Genomic DNA, 23,733 nt, shown 5'->3' on the forward strand with positions numbered 1-23,733 from the left:
AAACAACTGCAGATCGAAGGGAGCCCGCCGTGGACAATGGTGTCTCTGCGGGAAGCACGGCCTCGACTTCGGCCCTCGGGCACATCGCCCTGGGCCTCACCCTTCTCGCGTTCGGTATCGGCAACACCGGCATCATCGACGGTGTGACCGCGGCCAACTCCGTGGCGCTGGCGATGTACCTCGGCGGACTCGCCCTGTTCGTCCTCGGAGTCCTCGAGTACCGCGGCGGCAACGGCTTCAACGGCACGGCCTTCGCGGGCATCGGCACCTTCTGGTTCATCTGGGCCAACGGCGCCGACGCAAAGGTTTCGGCGGACGCGGCCGGAATGTTCCTCGTGCTGTTCGCCATGCTGGCACTGACCCTCACCGCCGCGGCCTCGGGCGGGCTGTTCGGTCAGGGCGTGTACGGCCTGTTCACCCTCTCCCTGCTGCTCCTGGCGATAGGCACCTTCGCCGAGAGCGACGGGCTGGCCAAGGCGGCCGGCTGGGTGGCGGCGCTCTGCGGACTGCTGGCCTGGTACGGGGCCACCGCGGCGCTGGCGAGCTGGCCGATGTCCCTCGGGAAGCGTTCGCGCGGCGCGGTCGCCGCGACCTGACGGACCGCGCACCACGCGCACACCGCGGCACCACGCACCGCGCATCACACGAGAAGGCCCCCGGGGGATCCCCGGGGGCCTTCCTCGCGTGTGCGATCCGTGCGACCTACTCGACCGTGACGGACTTCGCCAGGTTACGCGGCTTGTCGATGTCGCGGCCCATGGCCAGGGCCGTGTGGTACGCCAGCAGCTGCAGCGGGATTCCCATCAGGATCGGGTCCAGCTCGTCCTCGTTCTTGGGCACGAGGATCGTGTGGTCGGCCTTCTCCTGCTTGGTGTGGGCGACCGCCAGGATCCGGCCGCTGCGGGCCTTGATCTCTTCCAGCGCCGCGCGGTTCTTCTCCAGCAGGTCGTCGTCCGGGACGATCGCGACGGTCGGCAGCGACGGCTCGATGAGGGCGAGCGGACCGTGCTTGAGCTCGGAGGCCGGGTACGCCTCGGCGTGGATGTAGGAGATCTCCTTGAGCTTCAGGGAGGCCTCCAGGGCCACCGGGTAGCCCCGGACGCGGCCGATGAACATCATCGACTTGGCCTCGGCGTACTCCGCGGCCAGCTTCTTGATGTCCTCCTCGCCGTCCAGGATCTCCTGGATCTGCGCGGGCAGCTTGCGCAGGCCGTCGATGATCCGCTTGCCGTCGGTGACGGACAGGTCGCGGATGCGGCCCAGGTGCACGGCGAGCAGCGCGAAGGCCACGACCGTGTTGGTGAAGCACTTGGTGGAGACGACGCAGACCTCGGGGCCGGCGTGCACGTACACGCCGCCGTCGGCGGCGCGGGCGATCGCGGAGCCGACCACGTTGACCACGCCGAGGACGCGGGCGCCCTTGCGCTTGAGCTCCTGCACGGCCGCGAGCACGTCGTACGTCTCACCGGACTGGGAGACCGCGATGTAGAGGGTGTCGGGGTCCACGACCGGGTTGCGGTAGCGGAACTCCGAGGCCGGCTCGGCGTCGGCGGGGATGCGGGCCAGGCTCTCGATGAGGCCCGCACCGATCAGACCGGCGTGGTACGAGGTGCCGCAGCCCAGGATCTTGACCCGGCGGATGCCGCGCGCCTCGCGCGGGTCCAGGTTCAGGCCGCCCAGGTGGACGGTGTTGAAGCGGTCGTCGATCCGGCCGCGCAGGACGCGGTCGACCGCGTCGGCCTGCTCGGAGATCTCCTTGTGCATGTACGTGTCGTGGCCGCCCATGTCGTAGGAGGCGGCCTCCCACTCCACGGTCTCGGGCGTGGCGGTGGTCGTCGTACCGGAGGTGGTGTAGGTCCGGAAGTCGTCGGCCTTCAGGGTCGCCATCTCGCCGTCGTCGAGGGTGACGATCTGGCGGGTGTGGGCGACGAGCGCGGCGATGTCCGAGGCGACGAACATCTCCTTCTCGCCGATGCCGAGGACGACCGGGGAGCCGTTGCGGGCCACGACGATGCGGTCGGGGAAGTCGGCGTGCATGACGGCGATGCCGTAGGTGCCCTCGACGACCTTGAGCGCCTCGCGGACCTTCTCCTCCAGGGTGTCGGCCTGGGCGCCGGCGATGAGGTGGACGAGCACCTCGGTGTCGGTCTCCGAGAGGAAGACGACTCCGTCGGCCTCCAGCTTGGCGCGCAGCTCGGAGGCGTTGTCGACGATGCCGTTGTGGACGACGGCGACCTTGTTGTCGGCGTCCAGGTGCGGGTGGGAGTTGAGGTCGCTCGGGGCGCCGTGGGTGGCCCAGCGGGTGTGGGCGATGCCGGTGGTGCCGGCGAAGCGCTTGGGTACCCGGGACTCCAGCTCCCGTACGCGGCCCTTGGCCTTGACGACCTTCAGGGCCGCGGCCTTCGGGCTGTTGACGACGATGCCCGCGGAGTCGTAGCCGCGGTACTCCAGTCGCTGCAGGCCCTCCAGCAGCAGCGGTGCCACGTCACGCTTGCCGATGTAACCCACGATTCCGCACATAAGGTCTTTCCCCTCCTGAAGTTCGGTTGCTCTTGCCGCTGCCCCTGCCCCGTCCCCGCGCGTTGGCGGGGGTGGGGCTCGGCCGGGACTCAGCCGTAGACGATGCGGCGCAGTTGCCGGAGCGAGAGCTCCGGCGGCGCCACGGCGCGGTGCGGCAGTTCGGCCGCGATCCGCTCGAAGATGTCCGCGTTGACCGCGCCCCCGGACTGGAGCTCACGGTGGCGCCGACGGACGAACTCCTCGGTGCTCTCGTCGAAGTACGCGAGCACGTCGAGCACCACTCGGGCGGCTTCGCCCCGCTGGAGCGAGGTGCTGCGCACCAAGTGGTCGACGAGGTCGTCGTGCGACGGGCGGCGGTCGGGCATCCGTTGATATTGGCGGTACGAGCCGAAGAACGCAAAAATCCTGCCCGAAATCGGGCAGGATCGCGCTGGTCTGGACCAGAGGAAGGGTTACTTCCGGTCTTTGGCGGTTAGAAACGACCCAAAATCGCCGCTTTCGCCGTCGCGAACTCCTCGGCCGTGAGGATCCCCGCCTGGTGCAGCTCTCCCAGCTCGCGCAGCCGGCGCAGCAGGGCGTCGTGGTCGTCGGCCGGGACGGGGGCCGGGGCGGGGGCCGGGCCGGGCTCCGGCCCGCGTTCCGGCTCAGCCGAGACCCCGGACGCGAGCTCGGCCGGGGGAGGGGGCGAGGACGCGGGCGCCGCCGGATGCGGCATCCGGACCGCTACGGCCGCCGCGACCAGCGCCATCAGGGGGTCCTTCTTGAATCCGAACAGCTCCACGGTGTGCGGGTCGTACTTCGGCGCCGAGCTCTGGCCGGCGCCGGCCAGGGCGAAGCGGATCCACCCGTTCTCCAGTCCCCGGGACGGGGCCCACTCCACCGACCGCAGGTCCGCGACCCTGAACTCCCGGGCCCCGCCAGACCGTTTCGCCTCCTCCGTCGTCCAGTTCCAGTCCAGAGTCACCCGGTCCCCGTCGAAGGCCACCGTCCCGTCGCCGGCGCCGACCGTGATCGGCACGGCGGGACCCGGCAGGAGATAGGAGTCGGCGGGCCCGGCATCCACCTGGTCCAGCAGCAGGGCGTTGCGGACCTCGTCCACGAAGTACTCCGCCACCCCGCCGCGGTCGGGTTCGACCGTCAGCCGGTACGGGTCCGAGGCCTCCGGCAGCCGCCCGCCCGTCACCTGGAGCAGCGGGTCCGCGCCGTCACGCAGCCGCAGGCGCAGCCGGCCCGCCTTGCGCCCCGGTTCGTAGGAGACACCGGCCAGCGCGCGCAGCGGGACGAGCACCTCGCCCAGCGTCTGGCGCAGCAGGCCCACCCCCTTGTCGCGGCCCGGCACGATGCGCACCGCGTCCCCGTCGAAGGTCCATGTACCGTCCTTCTGGATGATTTCCGCCATCCTTGGATTCTCGCATCGGCCCCAGAGGCCCGGTTGGCCTATACCTATGCTCATGAGAGTCCCGCGACGCATGCTCGCCGCCCTCCTCGTCCTCGCCGCCGTCCCCGCGGCCGCGTCCTGCAGCAGCGCCGCGAGGGGGGACGACGCCCGACCCCGTCGAGTAGCTGACGAGCCGCCCGCGGCGCTCGCGCCCTACGAACGGCTCCTGCCGGAGCCCGTCTCCGCACGGGCCGAAGGCCCGGGGTACGCCTTCGGCCCGGGCACGGTCATCCGTACCGGCCGGGCCGACGGCGAGGAGGTCCGCAAGGTCGGCGAACTCCTCGCCGAGCAGTTGCGCGGCCCCAGCGGGTTGCCGCTGCCCGTGGTCGACGGCGTCGAGGGCGACGGGATCCGGCTGCGCATCGACGAGGAGGCCGAGGGTGCGGGGCAGGAGGGCTACCGGCTGGAGTCCGGGCCCGGCGGGGTCACCCTCACCGCCCGCACGCCCGCGGGCCTCTTCCACGCCGGCCAGACGCTGCGCCAGCTCCTGCCGGTGTCCGGTCCGGGGACGGTGCCGGGCGGCACGGTCACCGACGCGCCGCGCTTCGCGTACCGGGGGGCGATGGTGGACGTGGCCCGCCACTTCTTCACGGTGGAGCAGGTCAAGAGGTACGTCGACCAGCTCGCCCAGTACAAGGTCAACACCCTGCACCTGCACCTGACCGACGACCAGGGCTGGCGCCTCGCGATCGACTCCTGGCCGAGGCTGGCGGAGTACGGGGGCGCGAGCGAGGTCGGCGGCGGACCCGGCGGGCACTGGACGAAGGACGAGTACCGGGACCTGGTGGCGTACGCCTCGCAGCGGTACGTGGACGTGGTCCCGGAGATCGACATGCCCGGCCACGTGAACGCCGCGCAGGCCGCCTACGCGGAGCTGAACTGCGACGGCAAGGCGCGCGAGCACTACACCGGGACCAAGGTCGGCTTCAGCTCGCTGTGCGTGGGCAAGGAGCGCACCTACGAGTTCATCGACCAGGTGCTGGGGGAGCTCGCGGAGCTGACCCCGGGCACATACCTGCACATCGGTGGCGACGAGGCCCACTCCACGCCCGCGGCGGACTACGCGGCCTTCATGGACCGGGCGCAGGCGGTGGTGGCCAAGCACGGCAAGACCGTGGTGGCCTGGCACCAGCTCGCGGCGGCCCGGCCGGCGCCGGGGGCGGTGCTCCAGTACTGGGGCCACGACCGCACGGCGGCCTCCGAGAAGGCGGGAGTGATCGCGGCGGCCAAGGCGGGCAACCCGGTGATCCTGTCCCCGGCGGACCGGCTCTACCTGGACATGAAGTACGACAAGGAGACCAAGCCGGGGCTGGCCTGGGCCGGGTACGTACCGGTGCGCCGGTCCTACGACTGGGACCCGGGGACCTATATGACGGGTCTCCCGGAGTCCGCGGTCCTCGGGGTGGAGGCCCCGCTGTGGACGGAGACGATCGCGACCCGCCCCGACCTCGAGTACATGGCCTTCCCGAGGGTCCTGGGCCTCGCGGAACTGGGCTGGTCCCCGGCCGCCGCGCGCGACTGGACCTCCTACCGGCTCCGCCTGGCCGCCCAGGGCCCGCGCCTGGCCGCCCAGGACGTCGCCTACCACCGGGCGCCGGACGTGCCCTGGCGCTAGGGCCGTCTCCAGCTCGGCGGGGCCCGCCGCGGCCGCTAGAGCGCGGCCGTCGGCTCCTCGTCGGGGGCCTGGCCGGCGTAGGCCTCCGCGAGGAGCTGCTCCTCGCTCGCGCCGAGGCGCCAGTAGCCGGTGAAGCGGACCGCGCGGCGGTCGACGCCGCAGTCCTGGACGATGTGCCTGCGGACCGCCCGGATCGTCGCGGACTCGCCGGCGAGCCAGGCGTACGTGGCTCCGGCGGCGGGCCGTTCGGCCGCCCGGAGCGCCTCCAGCACCCGGTCGGTGCGTTCCCGCCCGGCGCCCGGCTCCCGTACGACCCAGGTGATGTCCGCGCCGGCGGACGTCGGCAGGTAGAGCCGGTCGTCCTCGTGCGGGACCTCGAACCAGGCCCTGACCGGGGTCCCCTCGGGGAGCCGGTCCAGGATGGCGGCGGCCGCGGGCAGGGCGGTCTCGTCGGCGTACATCAAGATCGCGTCGGTGGCGGCCGGAGGCTGGAATCGTACGGACTTGTTCTCCGCGACGGCCGGGCCGATGGCCATGATCCGGCGGCCGGTCACCGCGCGGCCCGCCCAGGCGGAGGCGGGGGACGTGGTGCCGTGCAGGACGAAGTCGATGTCCACCTCGTCCACGCCGGCGGGGGTCCGGCGCTGCTCGCGGACCGTGTACGAGCGCATCACCGGGCGCTCCTCCTCCGGCATCGCGCGCCAGTCCGCGAACCAGGTGTCCTCGCCCGTGGACGGCATCACCGTGTGCTCCCGGCCGACGGGCGGCAGGAAGAGGGAGAGGCTCTGGTCGTAGCCGCCCGAGCGGAAGTCCGCCAGGGATGCGCCGCCGAAGGTGATCCGCAGGAAGGAGTGGCCGAGGCGGCGCGTGCGGAGCACTTCGAGCTCGAAGAACCGGAAGTGCGGGATCGCTTCATCGGGCGCGGTGGCGGTGGCGGTGGCGGTGGCGTCAGCGGTTGCGGAGGCGGTGCCGGTGCCGGCGTGGGCGGTCATGCGGAGGGTCCCCCCTGGGATGGGTGCGATGACGGGCGAAGCAGAAGGCCCCGGCGCCTGGGTGAGGCGCCGGGGCCGGACGGCATGGGGTCAGCTGACCTTCTTGGCGTTCTGGATGGCCTTGGTGAGCTCTTCGACGATCTGCGCGCACTTCTCGTAGGAGTAGATCGGCTCGGTCACGCGGGGGGTGATCTGGCCGGCCTTGACGGCGGGCATCTCGGCCCAGGTCGGCTTGGCCTTCAGGTCCGCCGGCTGGAGCGTGCCGGTGCGGTTGTCGAGGAGGACCACGTCGGCCTTGTACTTGCCTGCGTTCTCCCAGCTGAGGCTCTCGAAGAAGCCGCCCTCGACCTTGTCCGGGACGACGAACTCGACGCCGAGGGACTGGAAGTACTTCAGGTCGGCGGAGGTGGCCGGGGTGGAGACGTAGAACAGGTCGGCGGCGCCGGAACCGACGAGCACCTTGATGCCCGGGTTCGCCTTCGTGGCCTCGCGGAGCTTCGCGGAGGCGGCCTCGAAGCGGGCCTTGGCGTCGACGGCCTTCTTGTCGTTCAGGTCGGCGCCCAGGGACTTCGCGAGATCCGCGGTGCGGGCCAGGGCCTTGTCCATGCTGACGTCGCCGCCCACGCCGATCGCGGCGGCCGGGGCCAGCTTGAGGATCTTGTCCTTGGAGGCCTCGGGCACGTACCAGTAGCTGTCCTTCTCCCAGGTGTTGGTCACCAGGAGGTCGGGCTGCAGGGCCGCGTACTTCTCGACGTTGAACTCGTCGTAGACGTTGCCGATGATCTCGACCTTGGAGATGTCCATCGAGCCGGCCTGCACGTCGGCCTTGCCGTCGGCGGTCTTCGTGGGGCCGAACACGCCCTTGACGTCGACCCCGTAGTCGTGGAGCGCGGCCGCGGTGCCGGTGAAGGCGACGATGTTCTTCGGCGTGGACTTGGCGGTGACGTCCTTGCCCATGTCGTCCTTGAAGCTCCAGGGCCCCGAGGCCGCGGCGCCCGTGCCCTTGTCGCCCGACCCGTCCTTCGCGGAGTCGCTGCCACCGCAGGCGGTGAGCGCGGCCACGAGGCCGAGGGCGCCGCCTGCCGCGATGAGACCGCGGCGGGTGAGGAGGGAGGAGCGGGACTTGGGCATGGCGATGTCCACTTTCGTGCGTACTGCGTGGCTCGGACGTTCGATGGGAAGGTTAGCCTAACCTTGGCTGAAAACGGCAAGGGGCCCTCCTCGCGAAGGGCCCCGCACCGCACCACCGACTGCCGCTAGGCGGAAAGCCCCAGCTCACGGGCGATCAGCATGCGCTGCACCTCGCTCGTGCCCTCGCCGATCTCCAGGATCTTCGAGTCGCGCCACATACGGGCCACCGGGTACTCGTTCATGAACCCGTAGCCGCCGTGGATCTGCGTGGCGTCGCGGGCGTTGTCGACGGCCACCGTGGAGGAGTACAGCTTCGCGATGGCCGCCTCCTTCTTGAACGGCTCCCCGGCCACCAGCCGGGAGGCCGCGTCGCGCCAGCCGATCCGGGCCATGTGGGCGCGCATCTCCATGTCCGCCAGCTTGAACTGGATGGCCTGGTTGTCGCCGATCGCCTTGCCGAAGGCGTGCCGCTCCTTGGCGTACTTCACCGACTCGTCCACGCAGCCCTGCGCCAGGCCCGTCGCGAGTGCCGAGATGGCCACGCGGCCCTCGTCGAGGATCCGCAGGAACTGGGCGTAGCCGCGGCCCTCTTCGCCGACCAGGTTGGCGAGGGGGACCCGTACGCCGTCGAAGGACAGCTCGCGGGTGTCCGAGGCGTTCCAGCCGACCTTGGAGTAGGGGGCGGCCACCGTGAAGCCCGGGGTGCCGGACGGGACGATGATCGAGGAGATCTCGGGGCGGCCGTCCGCCTTGCGGCCCGTCACGGCCGTGACGGTGACCAGACCGGTGATGTCCGTACCGGAGTTGGTGATGAAGCACTTGGAGCCGTTGATCACCCACTCGCCGCCGTCCCGGACGGCGGTCGTACGGGTGCCGCCCGCGTCGCTGCCCGCGCCGGGCTCGGTCAGGCCGAAGGCGCCGAGGATCTCGCCGGAGCACATCCTCGGCAGCCACTGCTGCTTCTGCTCCTCGGTCCCGAAGAGGTAGAGCGGCATCGCGCCGAGCGAGACGCCGGCCTCCAGGGTGATGGCGACCGAGGAGTCGACGCGGGCCAGCTCCTCCAGGGCGATGCCGAGGGCGAGGTAGTCGCCGCCCATGCCGCCGTACTCCTCCGGGAAGGGCAGGCCGAACAGGCCCATGCGGCCCATCTCGCGGACGATCTCGTACGGGAACTCGTGCCGCTCGTACAGATCGCCGATCTTGGGCGCCACCACATCGTGCGCGAACGCCTCTACGGTGCGGCGGAGTTCCTCGTGCTCGGGGGTGAGCCGGTGGTCGAGGGCCATGGTCTTCGTTACTCCTTGTGGGAGAGGGCGCGGACGGTACGGGAGGGGCTGGGACGCCCCAGCTGTTCGGCCATCCACACGCTCGTGGCGGTGAGGGCGGCAAGATCGACCCCGGTCTCGATGCCGAGGCCGTCGAGCATCCAGACGAGGTCCTCGGTCGCGAGATTGCCGGTGGCGCTCTTGGCGTACGGGCATCCGCCGAGGCCGCCCGCGGAGGCGTCGACGGTGGTCACGCCGTGCTGGAGCGCGGCCAGGGTGTTGGACAGCGCCTGGCCGTAGGTGTCGTGGAAGTGCACGCCGATCCGGTCGGTGCCCACGCCCTGCGCGTCGAGCGCGGAGAGGAGGGTCCGCACGTGCCCCGGCGTGGCGACGCCGATGGTGTCGCCGAGGCTCAGCTCGTCACAGCCGAGGTCCAGGAGGGCCTTGGCGACGCCGACCACCTGGTGGACGGGGACCGGCCCCTCCCAGGGGTCGCCGAAGCACATCGAGAGGTAGCCGCGGACGTGCACCTCGTGCTCCTTGGCGCGGGCCACGACGGGCTCGAACATCGCGAGGGACTCGGCGACGGTGCGGTTGAGGTTGCGGGAGGCGAAGGTCTCGGTGGCCGAACCGATCACGGCGATCCGGGTGGCACCGAGCGCGAGCGCGCGGTCGAGGCCGCGCTCGTTGGGGACGAGGACCGGCAGCGCGGCCTGTACGTCGGCGAGGAGGGGGAACAACTCGTCGGCGTCGGCCAGCTGGGGGATCCACCGGGGGTGCACGAAGCTGGTGGCCTCGATGGTGGTGAGCCCGGCGGCCGCCAGCCGGTGCACGAACTCGGCCTTGACGTGGGTGGGGACGGTCGTCTTCTCGTTCTGCAGCCCGTCCCGGGCGCCCACCTCGTGGATCCGGACCCGGGCCGGGAGGCCCTCGTCCGCGAAGCTCATCGGGAGTCCGTTCATCGGCCCTCGTCCTCCTCGTCCGGGGTGACCACGGCCAGGACCTGGTCCATGGCGACCGTGGTACCGGGGGTGACATCGAGTTCGCTGACGGTGCCGGCGTGCGGGGCGGAGATGACGTGCTCCATCTTCATGGCCTCGACGACGAGCAGGCTCTGCCCGGCGGCCACCTTGTCGCCGACGGCGACCTTGACGACGGTGACGGTCCCGGGCATCGGGGCCGCGAGGGTGTCGGCTCCGCTGCGTCCCGCGCCGCGGAGGTTCGCCTCGACCGGGTCGTGCGCCTGCACGTGCCAGGAGTCGCCGTCGCGGCCGAGCCAGGTCCCTTCGGGGGAGGCGGCGTGGGCGAAGCGGTGCGTGACGCCGTCGAGTTCGACCGTGAGGTGGTCGGGGGTGCGGGACACGATCCGGCCCCGGGCCGGGGTGCTGGGGCTCCCCAGACCCCGCGCCCCGAACGCCGGCGTGGCCGGATTTTCCTGACCGCGGCCGTCGCGTGCGGGATTCGGCTGCGCCACGGAGCCGTCCCCGTCCAGCAGGAGCTCCGTGTCCGGGCCCGTTCCGGCGGGCCGGGTGCGGACCGTCACCGGGTCCTGGCCCGGAAGGCGGAAGTGGTGGACCGTCCAGGCGGGGGTGCCGCCCAGGCGCCAGCCGCTGGCGGAGTCGAACGGGTCGACCCAGCCCCCGGCAGGCTTTCGGGAAGGGGTGGGGTGGGGGGCGGAGAGCAGGGCCGCAGCCGCGTACACCTCCGCAGGCACCCCCTCGGGGAGGAGTTCGCCCAGGTCCCGCTCCACCAGCCCCGTGTCCAGGTCGCCCGACACCACGTCCGGGTGCGCGAGCAGCCTCCGCAGGAAGCCCGTGTTGGTCTGCACGCCCAGGATCACGGTGTCGGCGAGCGCGCCCCGCAGCACCCGCAGGGCCGCGGCCCGGTCGGGCCCGTAGGCGATGACCTTCGACAGCATCGGGTCGTAGGTGGACCCCGTGTCGACGCCCGCGACCAGCCCGGAGTCCGTACGGACGGAGCCGCCGTCCGGCTCCGACAGTGCCAGCACCATGCCGCCGGAGGGCAGGAACCCCCGCGCCGGATCCTCGGCGCAGACGCGGGCCTCGATGGCGTGCCCGGTCAGGCGGACCTCCGACTGGGCGAAGCCCAGCTCCGCGCCCGCCGCGACCCGGAGCTGCTGCTCCACCAGGTCCAGTCCGGTGATGAGCTCGGTCACCGGGTGCTCCACCTGGAGCCGGGTGTTCATCTCCATGAAGTAGTACGAGGCGGGGTCGTGGCCCGGGACGATGAACTCCACCGTCCCCGCGCCGACGTATCCGCAGGACCGCGCCGCCTCCACCGCCGCGGCTCCCATCGAGGCCCGCAGCTCCGGCGTCAGCAGGACCGACGGCGCCTCCTCGATCACCTTCTGGTGGCGGCGCTGGAGCGAGCACTCGCGCTCCCCGAGGTGGACCACGTTCCCGTGCGCGTCCGCCAGCACCTGGATCTCGATGTGCCGGGGCCGGTCCACCCAGCGCTCCACCAGAAGCGTGTCGTCGCCGAAGGAGGACCGCGCCTCGCGGCGGGCCGCCGCGATCTCCTCGCCCAGCAGCGCCGAGTCCCGTACGAGCCGCATGCCCTTGCCGCCTCCGCCCGCCGAGGGCTTCAACAGGACCGGCATGCCGATCTGCTCGGCGGCGGCGACCAGTTCGGCGTCGGACAGCCCGCTGCCGGAGGAGCCGGGGACCACGGGCACGCCCGCGGCCTTGACGGTCTCCTTGGCGCGGATCTTGTCGCCCATCAGGGAGATGGCCGAGGCCGGCGGCCCGATGAACGCCAGGCCCGCGTCCGCGCAGGCGGCCGCGAACGCGGCGTTCTCCGCGAGGAAGCCGTAGCCGGGATGGACGGCCTCGGCGCCCGTGCGGCGCGCCGCGTCGAGCAGCCGCTCCACCGACAGGTAGCTCTCGGCGGCCGCCGCCGGGCCGATGCGGACGGCCGTGTCGGCCTCCCGTACGTGCCGGGCGTCCGCGTCGGCGTCGCTGAAGACGGCCACGGAACGGATGCCGAGCTCCCGCAGGGTGCGGATGACGCGGACCGCGATCTCGCCCCGGTTGGCGACCAGAACAGTGCTGAACATCAGTGAGGTCCTCACGTCACATACGGAAGATGCCGAAGCCCGAGTCGCCCAGCGGGGCGTTCGCGCACGCGGTCAGGGCCAGTCCCAGCACCTGCCGGGTCTCCATCGGGTCGATGACCCCGTCGTCCCACAGCCGCGCCGTGGCGTAGTAGGCGTTGCCCTGTTCCTCGTACTGGGCCCGGACCGGGGCCTTGAAGGCCTCCTCGTCCTCGGCCGGCCACTCCTGGCCCGCGCCCTCGATCTGGTCGCGCTTGACCGTCGCCAGGACGGAGGCCGCCTGCTCGCCGCCCATCACGGAGATCTTGGCGTTGGGCCACATCCACAGGAACCGCGGCGAGTACGCCCGCCCGCACATCGAGTAGTTGCCCGCGCCGTACGAGCCGCCGACCACCACCGTGAGCTTCGGGACCCGGGTGCAGGCCACGGCCGTGACCATCTTGGCGCCGTGCTTGGCGATGCCGCCCGCCTCGTAGTCCCGGCCGACCATGAAGCCGGAGATGTTCTGGAGGAAGAGCAGCGGGATGCCGCGCTGGTCGCACAGCTCGATGAAGTGCGCGCCCTTCTGGGCCGATTCGGAGAACAGGATGCCGTTGTTGGCGACGATCCCGACCGGGTGGCCGTGGATCCGGGCGAAGCCGGTGACCAGGGTCTGCCCGAACTCCGCCTTGAACTCCTGGAAGCGGGAGCCGTCCACGATCCGGGCGATGATCTCGCGGGCGTCGTACGGGGTGCGGGAGTCGACCGGCACCGCGCCGTACAGCCCGTACGGGTCCACCTTGGGCTCCTCGGGGGCCTCGACCGACCAGGGCAGGGCCTGGCGCTCGGGCAGGGTCGCCACGATGTTCCGTACGATCCGCAGCGCGTGGGCGTCGTCCTCCGCGAGGTGGTCGGTGACCCCCGAGGTCCGGGAATGGACCTCGCCGCCGCCCAGCTCCTCGGCCGTGACCACCTCGCCGGTGGCGGCCTTCACCAGCGGCGGGCCGCCGAGGAAGATCGTGCCCTGGCCTCGGACGATGACGGCCTCGTCGCTCATGGCCGGTACGTACGCGCCGCCCGCCGTGCAGGAGCCGAGGACGGCGGCGATCTGCGGGATGCCGGCCCCCGACATGCGGGCCTGGTTGTAGAAGATGCGGCCGAAGTGGTCCCGGTCGGGGAAGACCTCGTCCTGCATGGGGAGGAAGGCGCCGCCCGAGTCGACCAGGTAGAGGCAGGGGAGACGATTCTCCAGTGCCACCTCCTGGGCGCGCAGGTGCTTCTTGACGGTCATCGGGTAGTACGTGCCGCCCTTGACGGTGGCGTCGTTCGCGACGACGACGCACTCGCGGCCGCTGACCCGGCCGATGCCGGCGATCACCCCGGCGGCCGGGGCCGCGCCCCCGTACATGCCCTCGGCGGCCAGCGGGGCCAGCTCCAGGAAGGGGGACCCGGGGTCCAGGAGGGCGTCCACGCGGTCGCGCGGCAGCAGCTTCCCGCGGGCGGTGTGGCGGGCGCGGGCCTTCTCGCCGCCGCCGAGCCGGGCAGCCTCCAGCCGGGCCCGCAGGCCGTCGGAGAGCTCACGGTGGGCGGCCTCGTTGGCCCGCCAGGCATCGGACGCCGGGTCGGCGGCGCTCGTCAGCACTGGTGCCTGCTGCATCGGTCGAGCTCCCTTGCTCGGTGCGCTCTTGTTAATGAGCGTTAACGCATGTGGGACTTAGGTTAACGACCGCTAACGGCCCTGTCTAGAATGGATTCCCATGAGCACCAGAGCAGCCGCCCCGACCCGGCGCGAGCAGATCCTCGGCGAGGCTGCGCGCCTCTTCGCCGAGCGCGGTTTCCACGGCGTGGGCGTGGACGAGATAGGGGCCGCGGTGGGCATCAGCGGCCCCGGCCTGTACCGGCACTTCGCGGGCAAGGACGCGATGCTCGCCGAGCTGCTCGTCGGCATCAGCGAACGGCTGCTCACGGGCGGCCGCCGCCGGGTGGAGGAGGCCGCCGGCGACCCGTCCGGCGTACTGGCCTCCCTCATCGACGGCCACATCGACTTCGCGCTCGACGACCGGGCGCTGATCACCCTCCACGACCGCGAGCTGGACCGGCTGCGCGAAGCCGACCGCAAGCTCGTGCGGCAGCTCCAGCGCAAGTACGTCGAGCTGTGGGTCGACGTCGTACGGGAGCTGCACCCCGAGGTGGGCGAGGCGGAGGTACGCGTCTCCGTGCACGCGGTCTTCGGCCTGCTGAACTCCACCCCGCACCTGGCCGTCGTCGGCCGGGACGCGACGGAGTCGCTGCTGCGACGGCTCGCGAACGGAGCCTTCGGGGCGCTGTCGGGGTGACACGGCGCGTCCGCGGGTCGGGATGGAAGGGACGGCTCCGGGCACGCGGCGGCAGAATGGGCCGCATGCCGAAGCCGATAGAGACGCCTGTCCCCAGCCGAGCCGAACTCCTCGACCACCTGGTCCGCACGCGGATCGCGGGGGACGTGGCCACCCCGCGCGACAACAACCTCTCCCACTACCGCAAGCTCGCCAACGGTGACCGGCACTACTGGCTCGGCCTGGAGCTGGGCGACCGCTGGACGGACGAGCAGGACGTGCTCGCGGTGATGGCGGAGCGCTGCGGCGTCGTGGACGACGCGACCCACCGGTTCGGCCAGGACACGATCGACCCCGAACTGACCGTGGCCGCCCTGGACCGGATGGCCGCGCGACTGCGCAAGGCCGCGCTGGACCGGCAGAGCGTGCTGCTGGCCACCGGGCACCCGGGCGGGCTGCTGGACGTGCACCGTGCGACGGCCGACGCGCTGCGGGCGGCGGGCTGCGAGATCGTGGTGGTCCCGCAGGGGCTGGTCGCCGACGAGGGCTCGGTGTGGCAGTTCGCGGACGTGGCCGTCCTGGAACGCGGTGCGACGCTCTGGCACACCCACTCCCCGCAGCCGATGGCGGCGATCCTCGACGCACTCGCCGCCCAGGGCCGCCCCCAGCCCGACCTGGTCGTCGCCGACCACGGCTGGGCGGGCTGCGCGGCGCAGCGCGGGCTGGACGCGGTGGGCTACGCCGACTGCAACGACCCCGCGCTCTTCCTGGCCGAGGCCGAAGGCACCCTCCAGGTGGCGGTTCCCCTGGACGACCACGTCCGCGACCCCCGCTTCTACGACCCGATGGTCGCGTACCTCCTCGCGGGGGCGGGCCTGCTGTAACCCTGCCGGGTGCGTCGGTGTGGCTGCGGGTGGGCCGGGGGCGGGACCCTTCCAGCCCCGCCGGCGTCTGAGGACCGGGTCCGGGCGGAGCCCGGGGAACGGGGGAAGGGCGGTTAGGGGAACTCCGCCCCGCAGGGCCCGCCCGAGCGGTGTCTCAGGAAGGGGTCGGGTCCAAGTACACGCGGCGGATCGCCGGGAAGCGGTCCCGGAGCTGCGCCTCCGCGACCTCGCACGCCTCCTCCACCTGCCGCGCCGAAGCGAGATCGTGGAAGTCGACCTTCGCGGCGATCAGCACCTCCGACGGCCCCTGCACGATCGTGGTCAGCTCCAGCACGCCCTCGATGTGCAGCACGGACAGCAGCTCCTCCCGGACCTCCGCCCGCATCGCCTCCGGCAGCGGCCGCCCGATCAGGTACTGCGCGTTGGAGCGCCCCAGCTCCCAGGCCACCCACACCAGCAGCAGCCCGATCAGCAGCGAGGCCACCCCGTCGTACGCGCCCGATCCCGTGAGCTGTGCGCCGAGCAGGCCGCCCGCCGCCAGTGCCAGCCCGATCAGTGCGGCCACGTTCTCCAGGAGGACGGCCTTCACGGCCGTGTCCGGGGTGTGTTTCACGTACAGCCCCAGCGGTGCCCGCATCCGCGCCGCCTCGCCCTTGACCTGCCGCCAGGCGACCAGGAGGGAGTAGCCCTCCAGGAGGGCGGCGACGGCCAGGATGACGTAGGACACCGTCGGGTTGCCGGGGTCCTCTCCGTGGACCAGCGTGTGGATGCCGTCGTAGACGGCGAACACCGCGCCGCCGGCGAAGGTGGCGATCGATGCCAGCAGCGCCCAGATGTAGCGCTCCGGCCCGTATCCCAGGGGGTGCGCCTCGTCCGCCGGCTTCGCGCTCCGCTTCAGCGAGGCGAGGAGCATCACCTCGGTCACGGTGTCGGCCACCGAGTGTGCCGCCTCGGAGAGCATCGCGCTCGATCCGCTGATGATCCCGCCCACCGCCTTGGCGGCGGCGATGCCGAGGTTCGTGACGACGGCGACGACGACCGTGCCGACGCTCTCGCCCTCGCCCCGTCCCCCGGTTCCGCTTTCGTTCACCATCGCATCGCTGCTGGACATGGTGTGACGTTACGTCGGACGGCCGTACTACGCGCGCGGGACGCGCACCACGCCCTCCTGGATGACGGTCACCGCGAGCCTGCCGTCCTGGGTCCAGATCCGGGCCTGGCCCAGGCCCCGGCCACCGGCTGCCGAGGGCGACTCCTGGTCGTACAGCAGCCATTCGTCGGCGCGGAACGGCCGGTGGAACCACATCGCGTGGTCCAGTGAGGCGCCGACCACGTCGCCGACCGCCCATCCGCCCTTCCCGTGCGCGAGGAGCACCGAGTCGAGCAGGGTCATGTCGGACACGTAGGTGGCCAGGCAGGTGTGCAGGAGCGCGTCGTCGCTCTCCAGCTTGCCGGCGGTACGGAACCACACCTGCGTGCGCGGTTCGACCGGTTCGCCGACGCTGCCCCAGGGCGGGACCGTCGCGTACCGCAGGTCGACCGCGCCGCGCGCCTCTATGAGCCGTTCCACCGTGCCCGGGTCGCGGAAGATCTCCCGGTAGTGCGGGAGCGATTCGGCGGCCGTCGGGAGGGTCTCCGGATCGGGGGCGACGGGCATCGCGGCCTGGTGGTCGAGGCCTTCCTCGTACGTCTGGAAGGACGCGGAGAGGTGGAAGATCGGCTGGCCGTGCTGGACGGCGACGACGCGGCGCGTGGTGAAGGAGCGCCCGTCGCGGATCCGGTCGACCGAGTACACGATGGGTGCGCCCGGGTCACCGGCGCGCAGGAAGTACGAGTGCAGCGAGTGCGCGGTGCGGTCCTCGGGCACGGTACGGCCGGCCGCGACGAGGGCCTGGGCTGCGACCTGACCGCCGAAGACCCGCGGTACCAGCGCCGAACGGCTGGTACCGCGGAAGATGTTCTCCTCGATCTGCTCCAGGTCGAGCAGGTCGAGGAGCGTCGTCAGTGCCTCGTTCATGGGGGAAGGGTAGGACCCTTACAGACCCATCGACTTGGCGATGATGGACTTCATGACCTCGCTGGTGCCGCCGTAGATGCGGTTCACGCGGTTGTCGGCGTACAGGCGGGCGATCGGGTACTCGTTCATGTAGCCGTAACCGCCGTGCAGCTGGAGGCACTTGTCGATGACGCGGTGCGCGACCTCGGTGCAGAACAGCTTCGCGGACGCGGCCTCGGCGGCGGTGAGCTCGCCGGCGTCCAGGGCCTCCAGGGCGCGGTCGGCGACGGCCTCGGCGGCGTCCACCTCGGCCTGGCAGGCGGCCAGTTCGAACTTGGTGTTCTGGAAGTGCGCGACCGGCTTGCCGAAGACGGTGCGGTCGGTCACGTACTGCTGGGCGAACCGGACGGCGGCCTTGGACTGCGCGTACGCGCCGAAGGCGATGCCCCAGCGCTCGGACGGCAGGTTGGCGCCGAGGTAGTAGAAGCCCTTGTTCTCCTCGCCGAGCAGGTCCTCGACGGGGACCTTCACGTCGACGAACGCCAGCTCGGCGGTGTCGGAGGTGCGCAGGCCGAGCTTGTCGAGCTTGCGGCCGATGGAGTAGCCCTCGGACTTGGTGTCCACGGCGAAGAGGGAGATGCCGAAGCGGCGGTCGTCCTCGCTGGGGGCGGAGGTGCGGGCGCAGACGATCACGCGGTCGGCGTGCACGCCGCCCGTGATGAAGGTCTTGGAGCCGTTGAGGACGTAGTGCGTGCCGTCCTCGGAGAGCTTGGCGGTGGTCTTCATGCCCGCGACGTCGGAGCCGGTGCCCGGCTCGGTCATCGCCAGGGCCCACATCTCCTCGCCGGAGACGAACTTCGGCAGGAAGCGCTTCTTCTGCTCGACGTCGGCCAGCATCTTGATGTAAGGGAGGGCGAGCAGCACGTGCACGCCGGAGCCGCCGAAGTTGACGCCCGCGCGGGAGGTCTCTTCGTAGAGGACGGCCTCGAACTTGTGGGTGTCCAGGCCGGCGCCGCCGAACTCCTCGGGGACGTTGATCCCGAAGATGCCCAGCTCACCGAGCTTGTAATAGAACTCGCGCGGAGCCTGGCCGGCCGCGAACCACTCGTCGTAGACCGGGACGACCTCGGCCTCGATGAAGGCGCGGATGGTCTCGCGGAACGCCTCGTGGTCCTCGGTGAAAACGGTACGGCGCACGGCCGGCTCCCTTCGGTCGCGGCGGTCCGCCGCTTATGCCTAAGCGCTTGCTCAGATTAAGTTACCGGCGGGTTGCCCTTGCTGTCCAGAGAACGTAGCGCGAACCACATTTCGGTTCGTGACCGAACGCGCTCGGGCCCGCGCCCCCGAGGGGACGCGGGCCCGAGCGGGCGCGCGAGGGTGGTCAGAACACCACGGTGCCCTCGGGCGGGATCACGACGTCGCCGATGTTCTTGGTCAGGATGTCGGTGCCGTTCTGCTGGATGTGCAGGACGACGTTGTCATAGGCGATGCGGGTCAGCCTGAGGTTCCAGTTCCCGTTGGGGCACGCGTCCCGGGACGAGGGCGCGGTCGGGATGGGGAGGTTCACGTTGGTGAAGGTGATCTGGCCGTTGCGCGGGTTGAAATTCCTCGTCGGACCGTCGACGCGGTTGAACTCGGTGCCCTGGCCGGGAGCGGTGTTGCCACCCCGGTTCACACAGATGTACTCCGCCTCGACGGAGTCCGCCGAGAGGAAGGCGGCGGTGGCACTGTTGCCCAGGCCGGCAGCCTTGCCGCTGCACGTGAGTCCCGAGGTGAGGGACTTCGTGCAGGTGACCGCTCCGATGAAGTGTTCGCCTTGGGCGGTCGCCGTCACGGTGCCCGCGGCACTGGCGATGAGCGTGAGGAGCGCGGTCGCAAGGACGCGTCGCATGATGTCTCCGTTTCGATGGACAGTGAGGCGGTGCGCGACGGGCCTTTCGACCGCGTCGGCGACTCAGTACTGTCACGGCGGCGCAGGGTCCATGCACGGCTTGGGGTGTCCGGCGTAGGGATCGTGACGGTACGGGTGACCGTCGGCGTGTCCGCGTCCGGCTGCTCACACCCGTCCGTTGCTCACACCCGTCGGTCCTGGCGGAGCGCGAACCACAGCTCCATGCGGACGTCCGTGTCGTCCAGGTCGAGCCCGAGGAGCGCGGCCGCCCGGGCGATGCGCTGGCGGACGGTGTTGCGGTGGATGCCGAGGGCGGCCGCGCTGCGGTCCCAGCTGCCGTGGTGGGACAGCCAGGCGCGCAGGGTCTCCTGGAGTGCGGGGGAGAGGGGGGCGAGCAGGGCCTCGGCGTGGGCCCGGGCCTCGGCCGCGCCGACCAGGCCCGCGAACCCGGGGTCCGTGTGCCGGGCCAGCGGGGTCCGGGTCGCCTCGGCGCGCTCCAGGGCCCGCCCCGCCTGTGCGTCGGCGCCGGGCAGGCCCCCGGGCGGGGCCGCGGCGCTCACCCCGAGCCGCCAGCCGGGCTGCGGCGCGGGCTCGCGGTCGGTGAGCAGGCGTACGGAGCCTGCGCGCGCGGAGTCCGCCTGCGTGGGCTCCGCCTGCGTGGGGTCGGCGCGTGCGGCGTCCTCGCGCGGGTCCAGCAGTACGGTGCCCAGCGCGGCCGCCAGGGCCCGCGGGTCCCCGGCGCCGCGGGCGTGGACGGCGTACCAGGGCCCGGGGCCCAGTGCCGCGGCCGGGTCCCCGCCGAGCAGCAGCCGGGTCAGGGCGGCCTCCGCCCCGGCCGGGCGGTGCGCGGTGAGCAGGGTCAGCAGGACGGCCGCCACCGAGGCGACGGTGTGGTCCCCGGGCGCCCGCGAGGGGGTGGCCAGGGCCAGGACCCGGCCGCCGCCGAGGGAGTGCACGCCGAGGTGGAACTCCCCGTACGCCCCCGTGGCGGTGACCGCGGCTCCGTCCCCGACCCGGCGCGCCAGCGCCCGGAGCGCGTCCAGCACACCGGCGTCCGGCACGGGCCCGGCCCCGTCGCCGGGGCCGCCGGGCGGACCGGGCGGCGCGGGTGCCTCCGGCGGGTCGGTGGGGAGGAGCCCGGCCCAGCCGCCCAGGGTCGCCGCCAGTCGGCGCAGGACCGCCGGGACCGGGTCCGGGCGGGCGGCGGCCGCCGCCAGGGACTGCTGGGCCTCGGTCACCCGGCGGAGCTCGGCGGTCCGGGCCCGTGCCATCAGGCGCCAGACGCTCCGGCCGACCGCCGTGAACGGGGTCCCGGGCGGCACCTCGACCAGGGGCAGCCCGTACCGGTCGCAGGCCTCGACGAGGGACCGCGGCACGGTCGTGTACACCGGGGTCACCCCGAAGCCGACGGCCCCGATCCCGGCCCGGACCAGCCCGGCGACGTAGGGCCCGGCGTCGGGGTCGGCGTCGGCGCCGGTGTCCGCTGCCTGCCCGGCCTCCGCCCCCGCGGGGCCCGCGCCCGCGAGGCCCGCGCCCGCCGTCAGCAGGAGCTCGCCGCCCAGCAGGTACGGGGACGGGTCCGCCATCTCGGAGGCGTGCACCCCGTGCAGTTCGGCCTCGGCGGGCCCGGCCAGGTGGCGCAGCCCCAGTTCGTGGTCGGCGAGCAGCCGGCCGAGCGCGACCGGCGGGGAGGGAGGGGCCTCCATGAGTGGATACTCCGTACATATCGAGGGAGCCTGATGGATGAAACGTACACTTCGGCACCCCGAGGTGTCCGTCTACGCTCGAAGGACCGCACCAGCACACCCCAGCAGGACCTCCGGAAGGGCACCCCCTCATGAGCACGCAGCCGCGCGGCCCCGTCGACTCCTCCCGCATCCCGCGCTACGCGGGCCCCGCGACCTTCGCCCGGCTGCCCCGCCTGGACGAGGTCGGCGGCAAGGCCGACGTGGCCGTCGTCGGCGTGCCGTTCGACTCCGGAGTCTCGTACCGCCCCGGCGCCCGCTTCGGCGGCAACGCCATCCGCGAGGCCTCCCGCCTCCTGCGCCCGTACAACCCGGCGCAGGACGCCTCCCCGTTCGCGCTCGCGCAGGTCGCCGACGCCGGCGACATCGCGGCGAACCCCTTCAACATCAACGAGGCCGTCGACACGATCGAGGCCGCCGCCGACGAGCTGATCGGCAACGGCTCCCGCCTGATGACCCTCGGCGGCGACCACACCATCGCCCTGCCCCTGCTCCGCTCGGTGGCGAAGAAGCACGGCCCGGTCGCGCTGCTCCACTTCGACGCCCACCTGGACACCTGGGACACGTACTTCGGCGCCGAGTACACGCACGGCACCCCGTTCCGCCGCGCCGTCGAGGAGGGCATCCTCGACACCGAGGCCCTGTCGCACGTCGGCACGCGCGGCCCGCTGTACGGCAAGCAGGACCTGGACGACGACGCCAAGATGGGCTTCGGCATCGTCACCTCGGCCGACGTCTACCGCCGCGGCGCCGACGAGGTCGCCGACCAGCTCCGCCAGCGCATTGGCGACCGCCCGCTGTACATCTCCATCGACATCGACGTGCTGGACCCGGCGCACGCCCCGGGTACGGGCACCCCGGAGGCGGGCGGCATGACCTCCCGCGAGCTGCTGGAGATCATCCGCGGGCTCTCCTCCTGCAACCTGGTCTCGGCGGACGTCGTCGAGGTCGCCCCGGCGTACGATCACGCGGAGATCACCTCGGTCGCGGCCTCGCACACCGCGTACGAGCTGACCACGATCATGAGCCGCCAGATCAATGCGGCGAAGGCGAAGGGCAACTAAGAGCGTGACGCACGACCACGACCTGGTACTCCGTCCCACCGAAGCCCAGAAGGCGGCGGCGCTCGCGCCCCCGCCGGGGCGCACGGGCGGGGACCTGGTCGTGGAAACGCTGCGCTCGCTCGGCGCGACCACCGTCTTCGGGCTGCCCGGCCAGCACGCGCTCGGGCTCTTCGACGCGGTCGGCCGCTCGGACCTGCGCCTCGTGGGCCTGCGTACGGAGAACAACGCCGGGTTCGCCGCCGACGCGTACGGCCGGATGACCGGCGAGGCGGCACCGCTCCTCCTGTCCACGGGCCCGGGCGCGCTCATGGCGCTCCCCGCCCTGGCCGAGGCGGCGGCGGCGTCCGCGCCCGTGCTGGCGATCTCCTCGCAGGTCCCGACCCCGGGGCTGGGCGGTGGGCGACGCGGTCACCTGCACGAGCTGCGCGACCAGTCGGCCTCGTTCCGGGACGTGGTCAAGTCCGTGCACACCGCCCGGACCCCCTCCCAGATCCCGTCCGTGATCGCGGAGGCCTGGGAGTCGGCGCTGACGGCGCCGCACGGCCCGGTCTGGGTGGAGATCCCGGAGGACGTGCTGCGCGCGGAATCCGTCATCCCGCAGGTCACGGGCATGGACGCGACCCCGCACGAACTGGCCCCGCGCCCGGAGCTCACCGCCCTGGCGGCGCACTGGCTGGAGAACGCCGAGCGCCCGGTGATCATCGCGGGTGGCGGGGTGATCCGCTCGGACGCGGCGGGCAAGCTGAAGCAGCTCGCGGAACGCCTGAACGCCCCCGTCGTCACCACCTTCGGCGGCAAGGGCGCCTTCCCCTGGACCCACCCGCTCTCCCTCCAGTCCTGGCTGGAGGACCGCCACATGACCGACTTCCTGGAGGACGCCGACGTCCTGCTGGTGGTCGGCTCGGGCCTGGGCGAACTGTCCTCGAACTACCACACGTTCTTCCCGGAGGGCCGGGTCGTCCAGATCGAGGCGGACCTCGGCAAGCTGGAGTCCAACCACGCGGGCCTCGGCATCCACGCGGACGCCCGCCTCGCCCTGCAGGCACTCCTCGAAACCGTCGCCGAACGCCCCGACCCGCAGGCCCCGGAGCGCGTCGCCCTGCTCCTGTCCGCCATCGCGGCCCGTCTGGACTCCCAGGACCTGACCCTGGAGCAGCAGCTCCTGACCTCGATCCGGCAGGCCCTGCCCCCGCGCTCCCCGTCCTTCTGGGACATGACGATCCTGTCCTACTGGGCCTGGTCGGCCTTCGACGCCAAGCACCCCAACACCATGCACTCGGCGCAGGGCGCGGGAGGCCTCGGCTACGCCTTCCCGGCCGCCCTCGGCGCGGCCGTCGCGGAGCCGGGCACCCCGGTCCTCGCGGTCTCCGGCGACGGCGGCGCGATGTACTCGATCGCCGACCTGGCCACCGCCCGCCAGCACGACCTGGACGTCACCTGGCTGATCGTCGACGACGGCGGCTACGGCATCCTGCGCGAGTACGGCTGCGAGACGGGAACGAGCCTGACCCGCCCCGACTTCGTGGCCCTGGCCGCCTCCTTCGGCGTTCCGGCGACCACGACCACCCCGGAATCCCTCCGCGAGGACCTGGCCGCGTCCCTGAAGACCCCGGGCCCTTCGCTCCTGCTCCTTGCGGCCGAGCTGAAGATGTTCGAACCCACCCACGTCTGAGGGTCGCCCGGCCGGGCGCGGAGCAGGCGACCCGCGGCGGGCCCCACCCGTAGCCCTCACAGCCCTCCTGCCGCCCCCCCGTAGGACCAGCACCGCGCGCGGAACCCGCGGAACCCAGTTCGAATTGTTGCGGCGGGATGAAATCCGCCGGTC

Annotated in this window: 20 protein-coding genes; 6 read left to right on the forward strand and 14 right to left on the reverse strand. The window is 72.3% G+C overall.

Translation table 11 applies throughout. From position 1 onward, the window contains the following. Positions 1–29 precede the first annotated feature (29 nt). Entirely contained in the window at positions 30–596 is a 567-nt protein-coding gene (locus ABZY57_RS06575; RefSeq protein ID WP_356508775.1) for an acetate uptake transporter, read from the forward strand. A gap of 106 nt (positions 597–702) precedes the next feature. Here the strand turns inward: ABZY57_RS06575 and glmS are convergent, their stop codons facing one another. The 3 genes from glmS to ABZY57_RS06590 all read right to left on the reverse strand — a co-directional run bounded on the left by glmS (position 703) and on the right by ABZY57_RS06590 (position 3,919). Continuing rightward, on the reverse strand, positions 703–2,520 hold the full coding sequence (gene glmS / locus ABZY57_RS06580) for a glutamine--fructose-6-phosphate transaminase (isomerizing) (RefSeq protein ID WP_356508777.1): 1,818 nt from the start codon (positions 2,518–2,520) through the stop codon (positions 703–705). 89 nt (positions 2,521–2,609) lie between these two features. Continuing rightward, positions 2,610–2,885, reverse strand: a complete 276-nt coding sequence (locus ABZY57_RS06585) for a hypothetical protein (protein WP_214951593.1) — start codon at positions 2,883–2,885, stop codon at positions 2,610–2,612. 107 nt (positions 2,886–2,992) lie between these two features. Then, on the reverse strand, positions 2,993–3,919 hold the full coding sequence (locus ABZY57_RS06590; protein WP_356508779.1) for a DUF4429 domain-containing protein: 927 nt from the start codon (positions 3,917–3,919) through the stop codon (positions 2,993–2,995). Positions 3,920–3,971: 52 nt separating this feature from the next. On the opposite strand from ABZY57_RS06590, the gene ABZY57_RS06595 reads away from it, so the two are divergent. After that, positions 3,972–5,573, forward strand: a complete 1,602-nt coding sequence (locus tag ABZY57_RS06595; RefSeq protein WP_356508781.1) for a beta-N-acetylhexosaminidase — start codon at positions 3,972–3,974, stop codon at positions 5,571–5,573. A 35-nt stretch (positions 5,574–5,608) separates the two neighbouring features. Here ABZY57_RS06595 and ABZY57_RS06600 read toward each other — a convergent pair whose 3' ends face one another. From ABZY57_RS06600 to ABZY57_RS06625, 6 genes are all read right to left on the reverse strand, one after another. Further along, the gene (locus ABZY57_RS06600; protein ID WP_356508783.1) at positions 5,609–6,565 is read right to left on the reverse strand and encodes a siderophore-interacting protein; all 957 of its coding nucleotides are present in this window, start codon (positions 6,563–6,565) and stop codon (positions 5,609–5,611) included. A 90-nt stretch (positions 6,566–6,655) separates the two neighbouring features. Next, complete coding sequence (locus ABZY57_RS06605) at positions 6,656–7,696, reverse strand: ABC transporter substrate-binding protein (protein WP_356508785.1); 1,041 nt, start codon at positions 7,694–7,696, stop codon at positions 6,656–6,658. 125 nt (positions 7,697–7,821) lie between these two features. Then, a complete protein-coding gene (locus ABZY57_RS06610; RefSeq protein ID WP_356508787.1) occupies positions 7,822–8,982 on the reverse strand; it encodes an acyl-CoA dehydrogenase family protein in 1,161 nt (386 codons plus the stop codon). An 8-nt stretch (positions 8,983–8,990) separates the two neighbouring features. After that, entirely contained in the window at positions 8,991–9,923 is a 933-nt protein-coding gene (locus ABZY57_RS06615; protein WP_356508789.1) for a hydroxymethylglutaryl-CoA lyase, read from the reverse strand. Beyond that, positions 9,920–12,037 (reverse strand): biotin carboxylase N-terminal domain-containing protein, encoded by a 2,118-nt coding sequence (locus ABZY57_RS06620; protein WP_356508791.1) that lies wholly within the window; start codon positions 12,035–12,037, stop codon positions 9,920–9,922. The genes ABZY57_RS06615 and ABZY57_RS06620 overlap by 4 nt, the downstream gene beginning before the upstream one ends. 16 nt (positions 12,038–12,053) lie before the next feature. Beyond that, entirely contained in the window at positions 12,054–13,670 is a 1,617-nt protein-coding gene (locus ABZY57_RS06625) for a carboxyl transferase domain-containing protein (protein ID WP_356508793.1), read from the reverse strand. Positions 13,671–13,770: 100 nt separating this feature from the next. Here ABZY57_RS06625 and ABZY57_RS06630 point away from each other — a divergent pair, with 100 nt between their 5' ends. Together ABZY57_RS06630 and ABZY57_RS06635 are read left to right on the forward strand one after the other, a co-directional pair. After that, on the forward strand, positions 13,771–14,349 hold the full coding sequence (locus ABZY57_RS06630) for a TetR/AcrR family transcriptional regulator (RefSeq protein ID WP_356508795.1): 579 nt from the start codon (positions 13,771–13,773) through the stop codon (positions 14,347–14,349). 56 nt (positions 14,350–14,405) lie between these two features. Then, positions 14,406–15,212: a phosphatase gene (locus ABZY57_RS06635; RefSeq protein ID WP_356508797.1), complete on the forward strand. Its 807-nt coding sequence runs from the start codon at positions 14,406–14,408 to the stop codon at positions 15,210–15,212. Positions 15,213–15,366: 154 nt separating this feature from the next. Here ABZY57_RS06635 and ABZY57_RS06640 read toward each other — a convergent pair whose 3' ends face one another. The 5 genes from ABZY57_RS06640 to ABZY57_RS06660 all read right to left on the reverse strand — a co-directional run bounded on the left by ABZY57_RS06640 (position 15,367) and on the right by ABZY57_RS06660 (position 20,805). Next, positions 15,367–16,323, reverse strand: coding sequence for a cation diffusion facilitator family transporter (locus tag ABZY57_RS06640; RefSeq protein WP_356508799.1), 957 nt, complete (start codon positions 16,321–16,323; stop codon positions 15,367–15,369). 27 nt (positions 16,324–16,350) lie between these two features. Next, the gene (gene tesB, locus ABZY57_RS06645) at positions 16,351–17,229 is read right to left on the reverse strand and encodes an acyl-CoA thioesterase II (protein ID WP_356508801.1); all 879 of its coding nucleotides are present in this window, start codon (positions 17,227–17,229) and stop codon (positions 16,351–16,353) included. An 18-nt stretch (positions 17,230–17,247) separates the two neighbouring features. Next, complete coding sequence (locus ABZY57_RS06650) at positions 17,248–18,405, reverse strand: acyl-CoA dehydrogenase family protein (RefSeq protein ID WP_356508803.1); 1,158 nt, start codon at positions 18,403–18,405, stop codon at positions 17,248–17,250. Between the two features lie 184 nt (positions 18,406–18,589). Further along, positions 18,590–19,099, reverse strand: a complete 510-nt coding sequence (locus tag ABZY57_RS06655) for a hypothetical protein (protein WP_356508804.1) — start codon at positions 19,097–19,099, stop codon at positions 18,590–18,592. Between the two features lie 182 nt (positions 19,100–19,281). Beyond that, the gene (locus ABZY57_RS06660) at positions 19,282–20,805 is read right to left on the reverse strand and encodes a helix-turn-helix domain-containing protein (protein ID WP_356508806.1); all 1,524 of its coding nucleotides are present in this window, start codon (positions 20,803–20,805) and stop codon (positions 19,282–19,284) included. Positions 20,806–20,936: 131 nt separating this feature from the next. Between ABZY57_RS06660 and speB the strand changes: the two genes are divergently transcribed. Beyond that, a complete protein-coding gene (gene speB / locus ABZY57_RS06665; RefSeq protein ID WP_356508808.1) occupies positions 20,937–21,908 on the forward strand; it encodes an agmatinase in 972 nt (323 codons plus the stop codon). Positions 21,909–21,912: 4 nt separating this feature from the next. Continuing rightward, complete coding sequence (locus ABZY57_RS06670; RefSeq protein WP_356508810.1) at positions 21,913–23,580, forward strand: thiamine pyrophosphate-binding protein; 1,668 nt, start codon at positions 21,913–21,915, stop codon at positions 23,578–23,580. Positions 23,581–23,733 lie beyond the last annotated feature (153 nt).

It is taken from the genome of Streptomyces sp. NPDC006450, assembly GCF_040612195.1.
In the GTDB taxonomy this organism is placed as follows: domain Bacteria; phylum Actinomycetota; class Actinomycetes; order Streptomycetales; family Streptomycetaceae; genus Streptomyces.